The sequence below is a fragment of the Arthrobacter sp. AFG20 genome, from assembly GCF_002892795.1.
Lineage (GTDB): Bacteria > Actinomycetota > Actinomycetes > Actinomycetales > Micrococcaceae > Arthrobacter.
This window is the reverse complement of sequence record NZ_PJMC01000020.1, coordinates 52,285-66,660: the sequence shown is the minus strand read 5'-3', so window position 1 is coordinate 66,660 and position 14,376 is coordinate 52,285. Positions and strand designations below refer to the sequence as shown.

The window sequence follows — 14,376 nt, the reverse complement described above, 5'->3', positions numbered from 1 at the left end:
GTTGAGAGAATCGGTTGAGAGAATAGCCGCATGGAAGTCGCTCTGGCGTTGCTGGCGCTCGCCGCAGTGGTCTGCGCGGTCAGCGCGCTGGGCCGCAAGCTTGACGTGTCGGTCCCGCTGCTCCTGGTGCTCGCCGGGGTGGCCGGCTCCTTCCTCCCGTTCGTGCCCCGCGTCGACCTCAACCCTGAGCTCGTCCTCGTGGGGCTGCTGCCGCCCCTCCTTTACGCCGCCGCCCTGCGGACCTCACTGTTCGACTTCCGCTCCAACCGGCGGGCCATCGGGCTGCTCTCGGTGGGCTACGTCATCTTTGGCACCATCGTCGTCGGCCTGGTGGTCTGGCGGCTGTTCCCGGAGATACCGCTCGCCGCAGCCATCGCGCTCGCTGCCGTGGTGGCGCCACCGGATGCGGTGGCCGCCACGGCCATTGCCCGCAAAGTCGGGATGCCGCGCAGGATCGTCAGCATCCTGGAAGGCGAATCGCTGGTCAACGATGCAACCGCCCTGGTGTGCCTGCGCGCAGCCGTCGCCGCCCTCGCTGGCGCCGTTTCCGTGGTGGAGATCGGCGCCGACTTCCTGCTGGCTGCCGGCGGCGGGCTGGTGGTGGGACTGGCCGCGGCCTACGCCCTCACCCAGTTGCGACTGCGGATCCGCAACGTTGCCATCAACACCTCAACGTCATTGATGGCGCCCTTCGTGGCGTACCTGCCCGCGGAGGCAATCCACGCGTCGGGCGTCCTGGCCGTGGTGGTCACCGGCCTGATCATGGGCACCAAGGCACCTTCCATGCCCAACGGGGCCGCCCGGCAGAGCCAGCGCAGCAACTGGGAGACGGTGCAGTTCCTGCTGGAAAACTCGGTGTTCCTCCTCATTGGCCTGCAGGTGCGGACCATCATCGAGGGCGTCCAGGACGACTCCCTGGGCGCTGCCAGAATCTGGGCGGGCTGCGCGGTGATCCTGCTGGCCGTGCTGCTGCTGCGGCCGGTCTGGGTGTTTCCGGCCACCTACCTGCCCAGGCTTATCCCGGCCGTGGCCCGGAAGGACCCTTCGCCGCCCTGGCAGTACCCAGCCATCATCTCTTGGGCCGGCATGCGCGGCGTGGTGACGCTCGCCGCTGCCCTCACGCTGCCCAAGGACCTGGAGCACCGCACCGTGCTGATCCTCGCGGCGATGGTGGTGGTGGCCGGCACCCTGGCGCTGCAGGGGTTCACGCTGCCTGCCCTGGTGCGGCTGCTCCGCGTGCAGGGACCCGATGCGGGCGAGGACGCGCTGGCCCAGGCCTCGCTGACGCAGCAGGCCACGGCGGCCGGAGTCGAGCGGCTGCACGAACTGCGGACCGACGATGACCCTCCCGAGGTGGTGGCCATGCTCAAGCGGCGGACGCTGGAGCGCGGGCTGGCAGCGTGGGAACGTCTGGGCAGGCCGACGGCGGAGGCTGCCACCCCCAGCCAGCGCTATGCCCAGCTGCGGCTCGCCATGCTCGAGGCGGAGCGGGCGAAGGTCCTCGAACTCAGGAGCGGCGGCAACTATGCTCACGACGTGCTGAGCAACGTCCTGGAGAGGCTCGACGTCGAAGAGTCGATGCTTGACTCCGTCATCGAGGAGGCCGATGTTTCCGGCTCCCGCGCCGTCGCCAGGCCGGGCGGCGACTGCGGGCATCTGGAGTCCGCACCCGATCCCGAGGTTCCCCGCGACGCACGCTGTGACGCGTGTGTCCGCGAAGGCACCGTCACGGTCCATCTGCGGATGTGCCTGGAGTGCGGGAATGTGGCCTGCTGTGACTCCTCGCCCGCAACCCACGCGTCCCGGCATTTCAAGGCGACCGGACACCCGGTCATGCGCAGCATCGAACCGGGCGAGGACTGGCGGTGGTGCTACGAGGACGACCTGCTCGGGTAGCCGCCTACCGGCGTCGTATCCGTCTAGGTGCTGGCCGCCATTGGCGCGGTCGGCACAGACACGCCTGCAATGTCCGACGCCGGGGTGAGGATCCAGCGTTCCCCGCGCTCGTCGTAACTGATTACCATGGCCGCGGCGGCAGTGCTGGCCGCGTCTATGGCGAGCAGCAGTGCCGCCTGCATGCGGCTGGCATGCCCGAACCTGGCGTTCGCCGTGCCCTCGAAGTCGCTGTTGTCGACGAGAATATAGGCCTTGCCCTCGGCCACCGCCTTGATCGAGTACCCGCGCTCCTCATGAACCGAACCGCGGGAAGAGGCGATCTCCGTTACCTTGTCAGCCCGCACCAGGCTATGGCTGATCGTGCGGATCCACACGTCACCCATGGCCACTCCTTTGCTGCCGTGCGGGCTGGAAATGCCTCTACTTGCAAACGGTAGTCCGTGTCAGCCCAGTTGTAAGCCCCCCAAACGGCGCAGCCGCCGTCGGGCTCCATCCCGCCAGCAGGTTTTCCCCAAGCTCCGGCAGGGTTTTTCCCAAAGCTCTTAGGAAATAGTGAACGGGACCAGGGATTGTCCCTGGGCTGTCTCAGAGCATCGCCCAACACACAGCGTTCGGCGATGTCCGCGACCGCCGGTTCTTAGGGGAAGAGATGTTTCAAACATTTTGGCGGTTCCGCGGAGCCCTAGCTCCGCATGTCTGGGCGCTGGCCGGTGGCGCGCTGCTGGTGGTGTTCGTCGCCGCCATGGAAGTGGCATTGCCCTGGCCCATGAAGGTCATCGTCGACGACGTGCTGCAGCCGACAGGCAGCTCCCGGGTCCACGAGATGCCCGCCTTCCTCGGACTGGCCGGCCTGGGCCAGCTCCAGCTGCTCCTGCTCGCCGCCTCGGCCCTCCTCGCCATGACAGTGCTCAACGCGGGAGCGGATTACCTCGGCACCCGCCTGCTCAACGGCGTTGGCGAGAGGGCCATGGCCACCATCCGGGCCGAAGTCTTCACCCATCTGCAGCGGCTGTCGCTGGCTTTCCACGACAAGCAGCGGCTGGGCGACCTGGTTACCCGCACCACCACGGACGTCGACTACGTGCGGGCGCTCATTGTGTCGATCCTGTCCGTGCTGCTGCCCAACATCTTCATTCTGGGGTTTGTCATCACGATCTGCGTGCTGATCGACCCGACCTTTGCACTGATCGGCCTGGCGGTGGCACCGCTGCTGTTCATCACGGTCCTCTTCTACCGGCGCCGCATCAAGGGCGCGTCGAAGGAAGCCCGCAAAAGGGACAGCGACATCGCGGCCACAATGTCGGAGACGTTCTCCTCGGTCCGGGTGATGCAGACCTACACCAGCGAGGCGCGCCACGAGGAGGACTTCCGCACCCGGAACGACGGTCGGCGGGACGCCGGCCTGAGGGTCATCCGGCTGCAGTCCCTGTTCTCGCCCTTGGTGGATGTCATCGCGACCCTGGGCACTGTGCTGGTCCTTTGGATCGGCGCCCAGCGGGTGATGGACGGGACCCTGACGCTGGGCCTGCTCCTCGTCTTCATCGCCTACCTGAAGGCCATGTATTCCCCAATGAAGGCCCTGGCCAAGCTCACCACCGTCATCAGCCGCGGCCAGGCAAGCGCCGAGCGCATCCAGGAAATCCTGGACACCGCACCGGCCATCTCGGACCTACCCGGCGCACGGCCGGCCCCGCCGCTGGCCGGTTCAGTGGAACTGCGCTCCGTGAGCTTCGGCTACCAGGGGGACCGGCATGTCCTGCACGGGATTGACCTCAGGGCCGAGCCGGGCAGCGTCGTGGCGATCACGGGCCCGACAGGCGCCGGCAAGTCCTCCGTCGTCAGCCTGATTCCGCGGCTCTACGATGCGGACGAGGGCGAAGTTCTGCTTGACGGCATCGATGTGCGGGACCTGCAGGTGGCAACCGTGCGCAGGCAGATATCCATCGTGCTGCAGGAATCGATCCTGTTCCGCGGGACCATCTACGACAACATCGCCTACGGCTCGGAAGGCGCCAGCAGGGAGCAGGTTCTGGCCGCGGCCGAGGCAGCCCACGTGGATGAGTTCGTCCGCAACCTGCCCCTGGGATACGACACCCCCGTTGCCGAGCGGGGCGTCACACTTTCGGGCGGCCAGCGCCAGCGCATCGCCATTGCCCGGGCGCTGGTCCGGAACACCCCCATCGTCATCCTCGACGAACCGACGTCCGGCCTGGACGCGATCTCGGAGCAGTACGTCATGCGTGGCCTGGAGAGGCTGATGGCAGGGCGCACGGTGATCGTCATCGCGCACCGGCTCTCGACGCTCAAACGGGCCGACTGCATCTACGTGCTGGACCACGGGCGGATCGTAGAAAGCGGCAGGCACGACGAACTCGCCGCGTCCGGGGGTCTGTACAGCCGGCTGGACAGTCTGCAGCATGCCAAAGACGCCCCGGCCCTCGCCTTGGTTCCTGCCGAGAGCGGTAGCCTTCGGACGGAGACAAGCGCATGAGCAAGACGAAACCACCCACGTACGGTGCACTGCCCTGGCGGATCGGAAAAAAGGGCGCCCTTGAAGTGCTCCTGATCCACCGGCCCGCCCACGGCGACTGGTCCATCCCCAAAGGCAAGGCGGATCCGGGGGAAACCGGCCGCGAATGCGCGGAGCGCGAGGTCCGCGAGGAAACGGGACTGCACTGCCGCCTGGGCGCGGAACTGCCCAGCATCCGCTACGAGGACAGCAAGCACAGGATTAAGACCATCCGTTACTGGGCTGCCGCGGCGGAGTCAGGCCGCTTCACCGCCAATGAGGAGGTCGACGCCGTCAGGTGGCTTTCGCTGCCGGAGGCCTTGCGCACGGTGACCGAGCCGCGGGACAGGCCCGCCATCATTGCCCTGGGCAGCCTGCTCCAGCTTGAGCTGGGCGTCCGTCCGGCGCCGAGTCAGGAAAAAATGCTACTGCTGGTGCGCGGGGCAGAAATGATGAAACGGGACGAGTGGGACCCGGCAGCGGGCAGCCGGCCGCTGGCGCCGGCCGGCGAGCAGGCCGCCAAGTCGCTGGCCGCGCTGGGAGCCATGTTTGCAATCGAACGCATTCTCGCCGCACCTTCGGACCGCTGTGTCGAAACTGTCGCGGAACTTGCGCGGCAGGAATCCCTCGAAGTGGAGCGTTCAGACCACCTGACCGGCGGCGGGCTGGCGGCAACGCTGGACCTCGTGGCCCAGGCCCGCGGGACAGGAACCGTCCTATGCACGCATGAGGATGTCATGGCAAATGTTCTGACCCACCTCATCCATCACGACCGGACGGTCCTGACCAAGCGCTTTCGCGTCCGGAAAGGGTCGGCCTGGGTGGTGACCGGGGACCGCACCCGCTACCGTTCCGCCTACTACCTGCCGCTGTCCCCGGCGGACCTCAGCACGGCATTGGACCTCAGCCCTGCTGCGGACCTTCGCACCGCTGTCTAGCATCGTGTGCCGGCATTGCGGCGGGCGTACGCTCAGACAGTGGACATTGTGGAGTTCCTGTCCGCGCGCATAGCCGAAGACGAGGCCGTAGCGCGCAAGCTGCTCCGCGACCGCACGACGTCGGAATCGGGCAAGTGGTACGAACGCCGCCTGCTGCTGGAGTGTGAAGCCAAGCGGCGCCTGATCGGCATCGTTGAGGCGGCCAGGCAGACCGCGCTGGCCACGCTTGTGAGCGATCCCTTCGGCGAAGAGACCGAGTGGATTCCGCAGGCCCTGGAGTGGACCACTCTGTCGCTCAACGCGCTGGCGGTCCCCTACAGCGACCATCCCGACTTCAACCGGGACTGGCTCTGGACGCCGTAGGCAGAACGCAGCCAGGCAGAACGCAGCCAGGGCGCGGTTCAGGTGCTGCCCAGGATGCGGCGGGCATCGGCCTGGGCGTCCAGCTCCTGCTGGGACACGACTGATCCGCTGATGTACCCCGCGCGGGACCTCATGGCCCGGAGTTCCGCCACACTGTAGGGGATCCGGCGCCGGTGCGCCATGGTGTGGCAGTTGGGGCACAGCGGAACAAGGTCACCAACAGGATCCAGCTCGTAGCCCGGCCCCAACTGGGCAGCCGGCACCAGATGATGGACATGGATGAAGCCTGCGCCCTCCGGGCCGTACGCGGCTTCGAAGGAAAACCCACAAACGGCACATGAGGTTCCGTGGTGCGCCAGGCAGACGCGTCTGGCGTGCGGGTTGCGTTCGTACCGGTTCACGCACACCCGGGCCAGGGCGTCCTGCGGCAGGGTGCCGGGCACCGGAAGGACCGGATCGATCTCATCTGCCGGCCGGCACTCGGCCCAGAGCTCCCGGATGGCGCGTGCCTGCTCCTCCGGAACCGGCCGGCACGGGCCCGTCGCGGCAGCAGCCCAGTCCGTCAGCGGCGCACGGGCGGCCAGGATGTCCACCGGAATCTGGTCTCCGAGCGGCAGCAGCACGTCAAAGTCCACGTCAACCCAGGGTGCGGCCCCGACAAGATCCCCAGCATGATGAGGTGCGGAGGCGACCACGCCGTGGCCAAGCAGCCCGCTTCCTGTCTTTCCATGCAGCAGGAGCCAGGCATCCGCTCCAGGCCCCGGCTGGGTGCCGGTTCCGGTGGGCCACGCCCGCCGGTACACGCCTGAAGCACCCAGCTCATCCACGACCCGCGAATAGCCCGGCCAGGTATCGCCTACGCCCGGGTTCCATCCCAACAGAACAGCCACCATTCCTTTATCGTGCCACCTGGTGGGGCTTCAGGAGGAGCGGTTGCGCAGACGCCGCCACCACGTGGGTTTGGCTTCCGTGACAGGTTCCGGCTCCGCCGCGGCCGCCGCAGCGCGCCGTTCCCGCCACCGCTGCACCTCGGCGTCGGCGTCCCGGGTTTTCGTGACTACCGGCGGCCCGCCCTGCAGCTGGCGGCGGGCGTCGATGACGCTGGCATTGAAATCCTCCACGATGTCGCGCACCTGCTTTTCCGTGTATTGGGCGTCCAGTCTGGCGTCCAGTTCGGCGTCCTCGGTGCGCAGCAGGATCGCTTTTGGTCCCAGGCCGCTAAGGTGCTCGCGCTGGATGAGGCCCTTGACCCACCAGTCCGGGTCATATCCCTCCCCGAGTCCTGGAATCGGTTTGCCTGCGTATTCCAGGTTGTCGAACTTTCCCTGAGCCATCGCGTCCCGGATCAGATACTCGGCCCGGGCCGCGTCGCTGACCTTCCGGCGCTTTTCCCGCAGTTCGGACTCCGCGGCGGAAAGCTCCGCGTCGTCCTCCGCTGTTCCGCCGGAGGACCGAAGGGCACGGAGTTCGGCCGCACGCTCCATCTTCCGCCTGAAGTCGCCGCCTGCTGCACCCGTCACCTTGTCACCGCCCTTGCCGCCGGACATTTGTTCCGTTTCCAGTATTCCGGCGCGTGCCGGACTCTTCAACGGAGCGTTGAGCGGCACCAGGCAGACACCGGCCAGAACAACGACGGCGGGACCTCCCGCCGTCGTCCGTTGCAGTGAGAGCCCGCTTACATGGGGTCGGGCCAGTTGCCGATATTCGCGCGCGCCGGAACGGCGGCGTTTTCGTCGCCCTGCGGCCGCGTGCCGGCGCCGCCCGGGCCCGCTGCGGCCGGACCGGCAGGTTGGTCGGGGACCGCCTTCGCAGGTGCCGTGTTCACAGCCGTCGTGATGACGGGAAGTTCAGACCTCGGAATCTTCATGGGGGGTCCTCGCAGGTGGGGCGGCAACTTAAGGCCGGCTGGGTACTCAACCATGATTGCCCGCCGTCCGACGAGGCTTTTCCGAGCCCTATGTCCGACTGAACCGGCGATCATTGACGTGCCGAATCAGCCGGGGGAACCGGCCGGTCCGGCAACAACCGTGGCGGCCTTCCCAGCCCGGTGTGTGCCGGCAATTGGTGGCACCGGCACACTTTCCACCACCCAATAATTCAACCCTATGTGCCACAGCGTGGACCGGCATCCGTAGCAGGTACTCGAATTTGCGCAGCGGCCGCTACTTGGGCACTCGCTGGCCTCCGCCCCCCGCCGTCGTCTGGTGTAGGTCGTCCGGCGTAATGAGCGAAATACCTGCAGGCTGCGCGCTGTTGCGCCGGACATGACAACAATCGGAATCATCGGTGCAGGACACATTGGAAGCCAGGTTGCCCGTAAGGCTGTGGAGCTCGGCTATGACGTGGTCATCAGCAATTCGCGGGGACCGGAAACCCTGGCCGCGCTCGTTGCGGAACTGGGGCCGCGGGCTAAGGCGGCCACGGCAGCAGAGGCTGCGGCCGTGGCCGCCTTCGCCGTCGTCACCGTTCCGCTCAAGAGCTATCGGTATATCCCCGCGGAGCCCCTGGCCGGAAAGATCGTGATCGATACCAACAATTACTACTGGGAGCGGGACGGCCGCTTTCCGGCGCTGGACAACGGGGAAGCCACCACGTCCGGCCTGCTGCAGGAACACCTTCCGGAGTCCAAGGTGGCCAAAGGCTTCAACCACATCATGGCCAAGCAGATCACCTCGGACGGCACCCCGCCGGGCACGGAGAACCGCCGCGCTCTGGCCACCGCCAGCGACTATCCCGAGGCAAGTGAGCTGGTGACAAAGCTCTACGACGAGTTCGGGTTCGACACCGTCAACATCGGTCCCCTGTCCGACAGCTGGCGCGTCGAGCGGGACCGTCCGGCCTATGTCGTCCGGCAGAACGCCGCAGAGCTTGCCGAGAACCTGGCGAAGGCTCCGCGGACCATCTGAGACCAGTTCTAACCGCGGACCCGACCCCTAGGCCGGGTCCGCCAGCTCGGGCGGCCAGACCACCTGGAACCGCTCAAAAACAATCTCGTCGCCTTCCGTCCATTCCCGCCCGCGGCGGCCCCGGACGCGGGTCCAGTACTTCCGGTGCTCCGCCTGCCAGCTCGTCAGCGACCGGTCATCCTCCCCCTCATCGCGGGCGAACGCCTCATCGGCACCCGTGAACGGGCCGAGTCGCAGCTCGACGGTACGCAGCACGACGCGCGGGACACCGGCACCGTCGCAAGCTATCCAGTGCGACCCGATGCGGGGCAGGCTGTCCCCGGCCGCAAGGAATTCGTCGGCGAGTTCGGAGGTGGCCCGCTTGGGCCCCCTCCATCACTGCCCGCAGCAGCTCATCGGCCAGTGCCGCGGAATCCCCGAACCGCTCGACGGTGTAGTCAGAACAGAGCCGGACAGCGTCGGAGCGGGCGGCGGCATATTCGGACCAGAAAAGTTCGGCCGCAGCAGTGTCCACGGCGGGAAGACCGGCATCACTCACGCCAGCGCCTCCTTCAGCCAGCGGTCCAGAACAGGGGCCGGCGCCGCGCCTGCCTGGCGGGCCACGATCTTCCCATCCACCATCACCATCAGAGTCGGGACCGCCTGGATGGCGAAGCGGGCTGACAGGCGGGGCGCGTTGTCCACATCCACTTTCACCAGCTTCACCTCTCCCGCCCGCTCATGAGCCAGCTGGTCCAGTACGGGGCTCACCATGCGGCAGGGTCCGCACCAGGCCGCCCAGAAGTCCACCAGCACCGGGACGCGGGACTGTTCGGCGATGACAGCGAAGTCGTCGTCGCCGGCTTCCACCACCCAGGGCAGGTCGCGGCGGCATTTTCCGCACCGCGGCCGGCCCTCGGCGGCAGCCGGCACGCGGTTGGCCTGGCCGCAGTGGGGGCATTTGATGATCGCCTTGTTCATGCCGTCCTTGTCCTCCGTTGCCCAATCTTCAAGGCAATTGTGCCAAAGGACGAGGACGACGGCGGGCGCGTCCCGGCGTCGTCCTCTTTACGTTGTCCGAGCCGGTCAAAATGGCCGGACCGGGTCCGCCTGGCCGGGCGGCCGGAGGTCGATGATCGGAAGGTGCCCGTCCGTGCGGATGCTGTCCCCGCCGCCGTTGCGGTGGTGGTATCCGGAGGAGAAATGCCTTATCACGTGGACGGATTCCACGGCCTTTGCCGTTTGCAGCGTGCCGATGATGAAGTCGCGCTCCTCATCGGTCCCGTCGGCGATCTTGTGGGTAATTTGGAACGTGAAGAGCGAGAGGCCAACGCTTTTGTCGTATGTTCCGGCGCCCACCCAGTCGACAGCGAACCCGCCGGGAAGCATCCAGCCGTCCGGGCATTTCCAGAACCGCACGTGGTGCCGCTTGCGCGGGTTGCCATCGATTTCCCGCTGGAACGCCATGTCCTGCTTGTTGCCGAACACGTACAGGGCGCTGACCGGCGACTTTGGGTAGCTCCTGCCCAGAAGGGTCGCGGTGAGGGTGCGCCAGGCGGTGGCCGGGGTGACGGGGTCGGCCTCAATCCACCCCGCCGTGACCATCGCACTGCGGAGCTCATCCGCCGGGCCGATGACCGCGAGGTTGACCGGATCGCCCAGCACGCCGTCGCCGGTGCGGGTGCGACCAATGAAGTAATTCGGCAGGTACAGGCTGCTGAGGATCTTGTGGACGCGGGGCAGGAAGGCGTAGGCCGCAATCAGCCAGACGGGGAGGAATACCCACACCTGCTCCGGTCCCCTGGCCAGCCGGGCGAGCAGGAAGAAATAGACGGCCCAGCCCACGGCGCCGGTGATGGCCACGTACAGCAGGCGCTGGAGGACGGCGACGACGGTGGCCCAGCGGGTGCCCCAGCGCGCCTTCCGGCTGTCCGGCCGGGAGTGCTCCGGCTCCTGAATCGTTTGGCTCGCCACCTACTTGGGAAGGTGCTCCAGCAGGTGCCCCGTGACCGCGCCGTACGCAACGTGCGGCACGATGTCGCTGACCCAGTCCGCGGCACTCCAGGTCCGCGGATCAGTCACGCCCAGGGCTGTCATGGGCACGTTCGAGACGAGCAGCGCGGCTAAGGAGGCCACCGCCACCGACCGGGCTGGCCCGGTGCGCACCCCCAGTGCCCCGGCTGCCCCCAGCACAGCGCCGAGGCCCATGCCCGTCGCGATCCCGAGCAGGGGTCCAAGGGCCTCCACCCGGTTCCCACGCTCGGCTTCGCTTCCCGGGATCGTCACGCCTGCCCGTTCCGCCAGCCGCTCCACTGAATCGGAGGGCGTCGTGCTCGCCGCCCGGCCCCGCCACACCATATCCAGGTAGCTGACGGCATTCAGCGCCGTGGTTCCCGCGGCGCCGGCGAGCGCTCCGTTCACGAGTCCTTTGAACAGGGACATCCTCGACTCTCCTTCTGGCCGTGTGCTGGGCAGTTCTATGCTGAAACTTACGCGTTGCCCCCTGATCGCGGCAACGCCAGCGGTCACAGCTTCACGTTGTCCGGAGCGGCGCAGCTGTGAAAACATGCCTCATGCGCGCCATGCAGAATTCCAGCCGATTGCAAGATGTCCGGTACGACCTCAGGGGTCCGGTACAGCATGCGGCGAAGAAAATGGAGTCGGAAGGCCACAGCATACTGCGCATGAACCTCGGGGATCCGGCGCCGTTCGGCCTGCATGCGCCGGAGTCCATCGTGGTGGACATGATCCACCACCTGCGCGAAGCCCAGGGCTACAGCGACTCGAAGGGCATCTTCTCCGCCCGGACCGCCATCTCGCAGTACTACGAGACCAAGGGCCTGATGGAGATCGGCGTCGAGGACATCTTCATCGGCAATGGGGTCAGCGAGCTCATCTCCATGACGCTTCAGGCGTTCCTGGAGGTCGGGGACGAGGTTCTCATCCCGTCACCGGACTATCCGCTGTGGACTGCTGCCACCGTGCTCTGCGGCGGCAGCGCCGTGCACTATGCGTGCGATGAAGAGAACAACTGGTGGCCGGACATGGCCGACGTCGAAGCGAAGATCACCGACCGCACACGTGCCATCGTGCTCATCAACCCCAACAACCCGACTGGGGCCGTCTATCCCCGCCACATCCTGGAGGGATTCGCCGATCTGGCCCGGCGCCATGACCTGGTGCTGTTTTCCGATGAGATCTACGAGAAGATCCTGTTCGAGGACAACGTCCACATCCACACCGCCTCCGTGGCCCGGGACATTCCCGTGCTGACCTTCTCCGGGCTGTCCAAGGCGTACCGGATGCCGGGCTACCGGGCCGGCTGGGTGGCCGTTTCCGGTCCGCGCTGGGCCACTGCGGCCTATCGGGAGTCCCTCGAACTGCTGGCTTCGCTCCGGCTCTGCCCCAATGTTCCCGCGCAGCACGCGATCCAGACCTCGCTGGGCGGCTACCAGAGCATCACGGACCTGATCCGGCCCGGCGGGCGGCTGCGGGAACAGCGCGACCTTGCCTGCCGGCTGCTCAACGAGATCCCCGGCGTGAGCTGCGTGCCGGCGGCCGGCGCGATGTACCTGTTCCCGAAGCTGGATCCGGAGATGTACCCGTTCGTGGACGATGAGCAGTTTGTCCTTGACCTGCTGCAGGACCAGAAAATCCTGGTCTCACACGGGACGGCGTTCCATTGGCACGCCACGGACCACTTCAGGTTCGTCATCCTGCCCGCCGTGGACGACATCCGCGAGGCCGTGCGCCGCATTTCCACCTTCCTGGCCTCGTACCGCGCCAAGGCCGGCCGTGCCCGCGCCATGTCCGGCAACGCCCACCACGGCCCGGACGAACTGAGCGCCTGAGCATAGCCGCTTTCCATTCCCGTGGACTGTGTCCGTGGACGGTCGCGGGCGATAACAAGTAAGGTTGCTTACTAAATGCCTTGCTGCTGAGTTCGCTGCGAACGACGAGAGACAGGACCCCGAATTGCCTGACGAACCGTTGACTGACAAGCCGTTGCCCTATGGACCGCTGACCGATAAACAGGGGATACCGCAAACTGGCGTGCGCGGCGAGCTCCGCCAGGACACAACTGTTGGAGGCAGGGACCTCACCCGCTGGCAGAGCAGGGTCGGCCGCCTTCTGGTGGGAGCGGTCCAGCGGATCAGCCAGACCCTGGGGCCGCACGGTGCCCTGGTCCTGACCCTGATGCTGGGGGCGGTCACTGCAGCCGCCCTCACCGCGGCCTTTGCCGAGGTGTATGAGTCGGTGGTCCAGGCCGACGGGGTGGCCGGTTTGGACCACCCGGTGCTGGCGGCCGGCAAGAGCCTGCGCTCCCCCGGCCTGGATATCGCCGTCACGGCTTTCACCGACGTGGGCGGAACTATCGGCATGCCCATCCTGGCCTTGGCAGTCATGGGCGCCCTGGCATATCGGCGGCGATCCTGGACCCCCGTCATCCTCATTGTCACCGCGGGCCTGGGCTCCCTGCTGATGACCATTGCGGGCAAGCGGCTGATCGGCCGGACCCGTCCCGATCTCAGCGACGCCGTTCCGCCCTACGAACACTCGGCCTCGTTCCCCAGCGGCCATTCCCTGAATGCGGTGGTGATCGCGGGGATCGTCGCCTACCTGATCATCCTGCGGCTGAAGACGGCCCGCGGCCGCGTTCTCGCCGGCGCGGCCGCCGCGCTCTTCGCCGCGGCCATGGGTTTGAGCAGGGTGTACCTCGGCCACCATTGGCTCACCGACGTCCTCGCCGCGTGGGCACTCGGCGCAGCCTGGCTGGCACTGGTCGTCACCGCCCACCGGCTCTACCTGACGGTTCGCAAGCGTCGGGCCCGCGGGGAAGTGCCGGCAGGAACGGCCCCCGGGACCAGCGCCCCTAAGGCAGAGCGCGCCTGAGCACCCCACGTGACAGGCGGACGACGACGGCGGGAGGCTCCCGCCGTCGTCGTCCGCCTTTTGCTGCAGGCAACGTTTAGCCGATCGGTTCAGCCATCTGTTCCACGACATACTGGACGTCGACGGAGTTTCCGGTCACCGGATCGGACATTTCCACCTTCCAGCTGCGGGCAAACTGGTCCACGCCGCTGGTCATGGCCACAGTGCCGGAGATGAGGACGGTCCCGGGAGCGTTCAGGCCGCGTTCTGTCAGGACGTCCAGCCAGTAGTCCGGGGTCAGCAGGGCCTCGAGGGAGCTGTCCTGGATGAGGGTGTCAGGGGTGCCCCCTTCCCCCACCCAGGCCTTGAGCGTGATCTGGTCCAGGTGCTCCCGCACATCATCCAGCTTCCAGGCCTTGCGCCCCAGCACATCCGGGCTGGCGTTCTTGCTCCAGGCCACGCCGTGCACCTCCAGCGCCCGGTCCGTATGGTCGCAGGCGACGGTGAGCAGCACACCGTCCCCGGTGATGACCATCGCCCATTCGGCCTCACCGGAAGTCCGCCCATGCTGGACCCGAACTTCCGATACCTGCTGGGCCAGATAGGGGGACACTGGATACAGGGCGGGAGTCGTGGTGGGCCCCGGAACACCGAGTTCAGCGAGCTCAGCAATGTGGGCCTGGACCTCATCCTGCTCACGCCCCGCGTAGCCGGCATTCAGGAGGTGCTTAACCTCCACGTCCTGCGTGCGGCCATCGGGTAGTTCAAAGCTCAGAGTCGTCATCGTGAATCCATCCTTTGCATGTGCTGCTGCGGAAATTTACAGATCGGAAACCGGAAACGGTCGCCAATGTACATCCAGTATGCGTAATGTATACATTTAACGCCAGCGTGACAGGCGTCACTATAAGAA

General features: G+C 66.9%; 15 protein-coding genes and 1 pseudogene. 7 read left to right on the top strand and 9 right to left on the bottom strand.

Annotated elements, in window-relative coordinates; genetic code table 11:
• Positions 1-30 precede the first annotated feature (30 nt).
• Positions 31-1,896, top strand: coding sequence for a Na+/H+ antiporter (locus tag CXZ05_RS19385; protein ID WP_102974144.1), 1,866 nt, complete (start codon positions 31-33; stop codon positions 1,894-1,896).
• Between the two features lie 23 nt (positions 1,897-1,919).
• On the opposite strand, the gene CXZ05_RS19380 is transcribed toward CXZ05_RS19385, so the two are convergent.
• A complete protein-coding gene (locus CXZ05_RS19380; protein ID WP_102974143.1) occupies positions 1,920-2,279 on the bottom strand; it encodes a hypothetical protein in 360 nt (119 codons plus the stop codon).
• Between the two features lie 266 nt (positions 2,280-2,545).
• Here CXZ05_RS19380 and CXZ05_RS19375 point away from each other — a divergent pair, with 266 nt between their 5' ends.
• From CXZ05_RS19375 to CXZ05_RS19365, 3 genes are read left to right on the top strand one after another with little or no spacing between them, the layout of a single operon-like run.
• Positions 2,546-4,387: an ABC transporter ATP-binding protein gene (locus CXZ05_RS19375; protein WP_102974142.1), complete on the top strand. Its 1,842-nt coding sequence runs from the start codon at positions 2,546-2,548 to the stop codon at positions 4,385-4,387.
• A complete protein-coding gene (locus CXZ05_RS19370) occupies positions 4,384-5,343 on the top strand; it encodes an NUDIX hydrolase (protein WP_102974141.1) in 960 nt (319 codons plus the stop codon). Before CXZ05_RS19375 ends, CXZ05_RS19370 begins: the two co-directional genes overlap by 4 nt.
• Positions 5,344-5,382: 39 nt before the next feature.
• The gene (locus tag CXZ05_RS19365; RefSeq protein WP_258006648.1) at positions 5,383-5,706 is read left to right on the top strand and encodes a DUF6221 family protein; all 324 of its coding nucleotides are present in this window, start codon (positions 5,383-5,385) and stop codon (positions 5,704-5,706) included.
• A gap of 38 nt (positions 5,707-5,744) precedes the next feature.
• Here CXZ05_RS19365 and CXZ05_RS19360 read toward each other — a convergent pair whose 3' ends face one another.
• From CXZ05_RS19360 to CXZ05_RS19350, 3 genes are all read right to left on the bottom strand, one after another.
• Positions 5,745-6,599 carry an HNH endonuclease gene (locus CXZ05_RS19360; protein WP_102974139.1) on the bottom strand — a complete coding sequence of 285 codons (855 nt, stop codon included), beginning with the start codon at positions 6,597-6,599 and terminating at the stop codon, positions 5,745-5,747.
• 27 nt (positions 6,600-6,626) lie between these two features.
• Entirely contained in the window at positions 6,627-7,253 is a 627-nt protein-coding gene (locus CXZ05_RS19355) for a DUF1992 domain-containing protein (RefSeq protein WP_102974138.1), read from the bottom strand.
• Between the two features lie 128 nt (positions 7,254-7,381).
• Positions 7,382-7,573 carry a hypothetical protein gene (locus CXZ05_RS19350; RefSeq protein ID WP_102974137.1) on the bottom strand — a complete coding sequence of 64 codons (192 nt, stop codon included), beginning with the start codon at positions 7,571-7,573 and terminating at the stop codon, positions 7,382-7,384.
• Between the two features lie 397 nt (positions 7,574-7,970).
• Between CXZ05_RS19350 and CXZ05_RS19345 the strand changes: the two genes are divergently transcribed.
• Positions 7,971-8,612: an NADPH-dependent F420 reductase gene (locus CXZ05_RS19345; protein WP_102974136.1), complete on the top strand. Its 642-nt coding sequence runs from the start codon at positions 7,971-7,973 to the stop codon at positions 8,610-8,612.
• A gap of 27 nt (positions 8,613-8,639) precedes the next feature.
• Here CXZ05_RS19345 and CXZ05_RS19340 read toward each other — a convergent pair.
• The 4 genes and pseudogenes from CXZ05_RS19340 to CXZ05_RS19325 form a co-directional block, all read right to left on the bottom strand.
• A pseudogene (locus CXZ05_RS19340) lies at positions 8,640-9,150 on the bottom strand (ASCH domain-containing protein).
• On the bottom strand, positions 9,147-9,572 hold the full coding sequence (gene trxA, locus CXZ05_RS19335) for a thioredoxin (protein WP_102974135.1): 426 nt from the start codon (positions 9,570-9,572) through the stop codon (positions 9,147-9,149). The pseudogene CXZ05_RS19340 and the gene trxA overlap by 4 nt, the downstream one beginning before the upstream one ends.
• 105 nt (positions 9,573-9,677) lie before the next feature.
• Positions 9,678-10,565: an LssY C-terminal domain-containing protein gene (locus CXZ05_RS19330; RefSeq protein ID WP_102974134.1), complete on the bottom strand. Its 888-nt coding sequence runs from the start codon at positions 10,563-10,565 to the stop codon at positions 9,678-9,680.
• Positions 10,566-11,033 (bottom strand): hypothetical protein, encoded by a 468-nt coding sequence (locus CXZ05_RS19325; RefSeq protein WP_102974133.1) that lies wholly within the window; start codon positions 11,031-11,033, stop codon positions 10,566-10,568.
• Between the two features lie 131 nt (positions 11,034-11,164).
• Here CXZ05_RS19325 and CXZ05_RS19320 point away from each other — a divergent pair, with 131 nt between their 5' ends.
• The gene (locus CXZ05_RS19320; RefSeq protein ID WP_102974132.1) at positions 11,165-12,442 is read left to right on the top strand and encodes a pyridoxal phosphate-dependent aminotransferase; all 1,278 of its coding nucleotides are present in this window, start codon (positions 11,165-11,167) and stop codon (positions 12,440-12,442) included.
• A 124-nt stretch (positions 12,443-12,566) separates the two neighbouring features.
• Positions 12,567-13,484 carry a phosphatase PAP2 family protein gene (locus CXZ05_RS19315; protein ID WP_258006647.1) on the top strand — a complete coding sequence of 306 codons (918 nt, stop codon included), beginning with the start codon at positions 12,567-12,569 and terminating at the stop codon, positions 13,482-13,484.
• Between the two features lie 76 nt (positions 13,485-13,560).
• Here the strand turns inward: CXZ05_RS19315 and CXZ05_RS19310 are convergent, their stop codons facing one another.
• On the bottom strand, positions 13,561-14,247 hold the full coding sequence (locus CXZ05_RS19310; protein WP_102974131.1) for a DUF2848 domain-containing protein: 687 nt from the start codon (positions 14,245-14,247) through the stop codon (positions 13,561-13,563).
• Between the last annotated feature and the right edge of the window lie 129 nt (positions 14,248-14,376).

Excerpts from the sequence above, each read along its gene's own strand:
- CXZ05_RS19385 (WP_102974144.1), top strand. The coding sequence starts at position 31 with ATGGAAGTCGCTCTGGCGTTGCTGGCGCTCGCCGCAGTGGTCTGCGCG.
- CXZ05_RS19380 (WP_102974143.1), bottom strand. The coding sequence starts at position 2,279 with ATGGGTGACGTGTGGATCCGCACGATCAGCCATAGCCTGGTGCGGGCT.
- CXZ05_RS19375 (WP_102974142.1), top strand. The coding sequence starts at position 2,546 with ATGTTTCAAACATTTTGGCGGTTCCGCGGAGCCCTAGCTCCGCATGTC.
- CXZ05_RS19370 (WP_102974141.1), top strand. The coding sequence starts at position 4,384 with ATGAGCAAGACGAAACCACCCACGTACGGTGCACTGCCCTGGCGGATC.
- CXZ05_RS19360 (WP_102974139.1), bottom strand. The coding sequence starts at position 6,599 with ATGGTGGCTGTTCTGTTGGGATGGAACCCGGGCGTAGGCGATACCTGG.
- CXZ05_RS19355 (WP_102974138.1), bottom strand. The coding sequence starts at position 7,253 with ATGTCCGGCGGCAAGGGCGGTGACAAGGTGACGGGTGCAGCAGGCGGC.
- CXZ05_RS19350 (WP_102974137.1), bottom strand. The coding sequence starts at position 7,573 with ATGAAGATTCCGAGGTCTGAACTTCCCGTCATCACGACGGCTGTGAAC.
- CXZ05_RS19345 (WP_102974136.1), top strand. The coding sequence starts at position 7,971 with ATGACAACAATCGGAATCATCGGTGCAGGACACATTGGAAGCCAGGTT.
- trxA (WP_102974135.1), bottom strand. The coding sequence starts at position 9,572 with ATGAACAAGGCGATCATCAAATGCCCCCACTGCGGCCAGGCCAACCGC.
- CXZ05_RS19325 (WP_102974133.1), bottom strand. The coding sequence starts at position 11,033 with ATGTCCCTGTTCAAAGGACTCGTGAACGGAGCGCTCGCCGGCGCCGCG.
- CXZ05_RS19320 (WP_102974132.1), top strand. The coding sequence starts at position 11,165 with ATGCGCGCCATGCAGAATTCCAGCCGATTGCAAGATGTCCGGTACGAC.
- CXZ05_RS19310 (WP_102974131.1), bottom strand. The coding sequence starts at position 14,247 with ATGACGACTCTGAGCTTTGAACTACCCGATGGCCGCACGCAGGACGTG.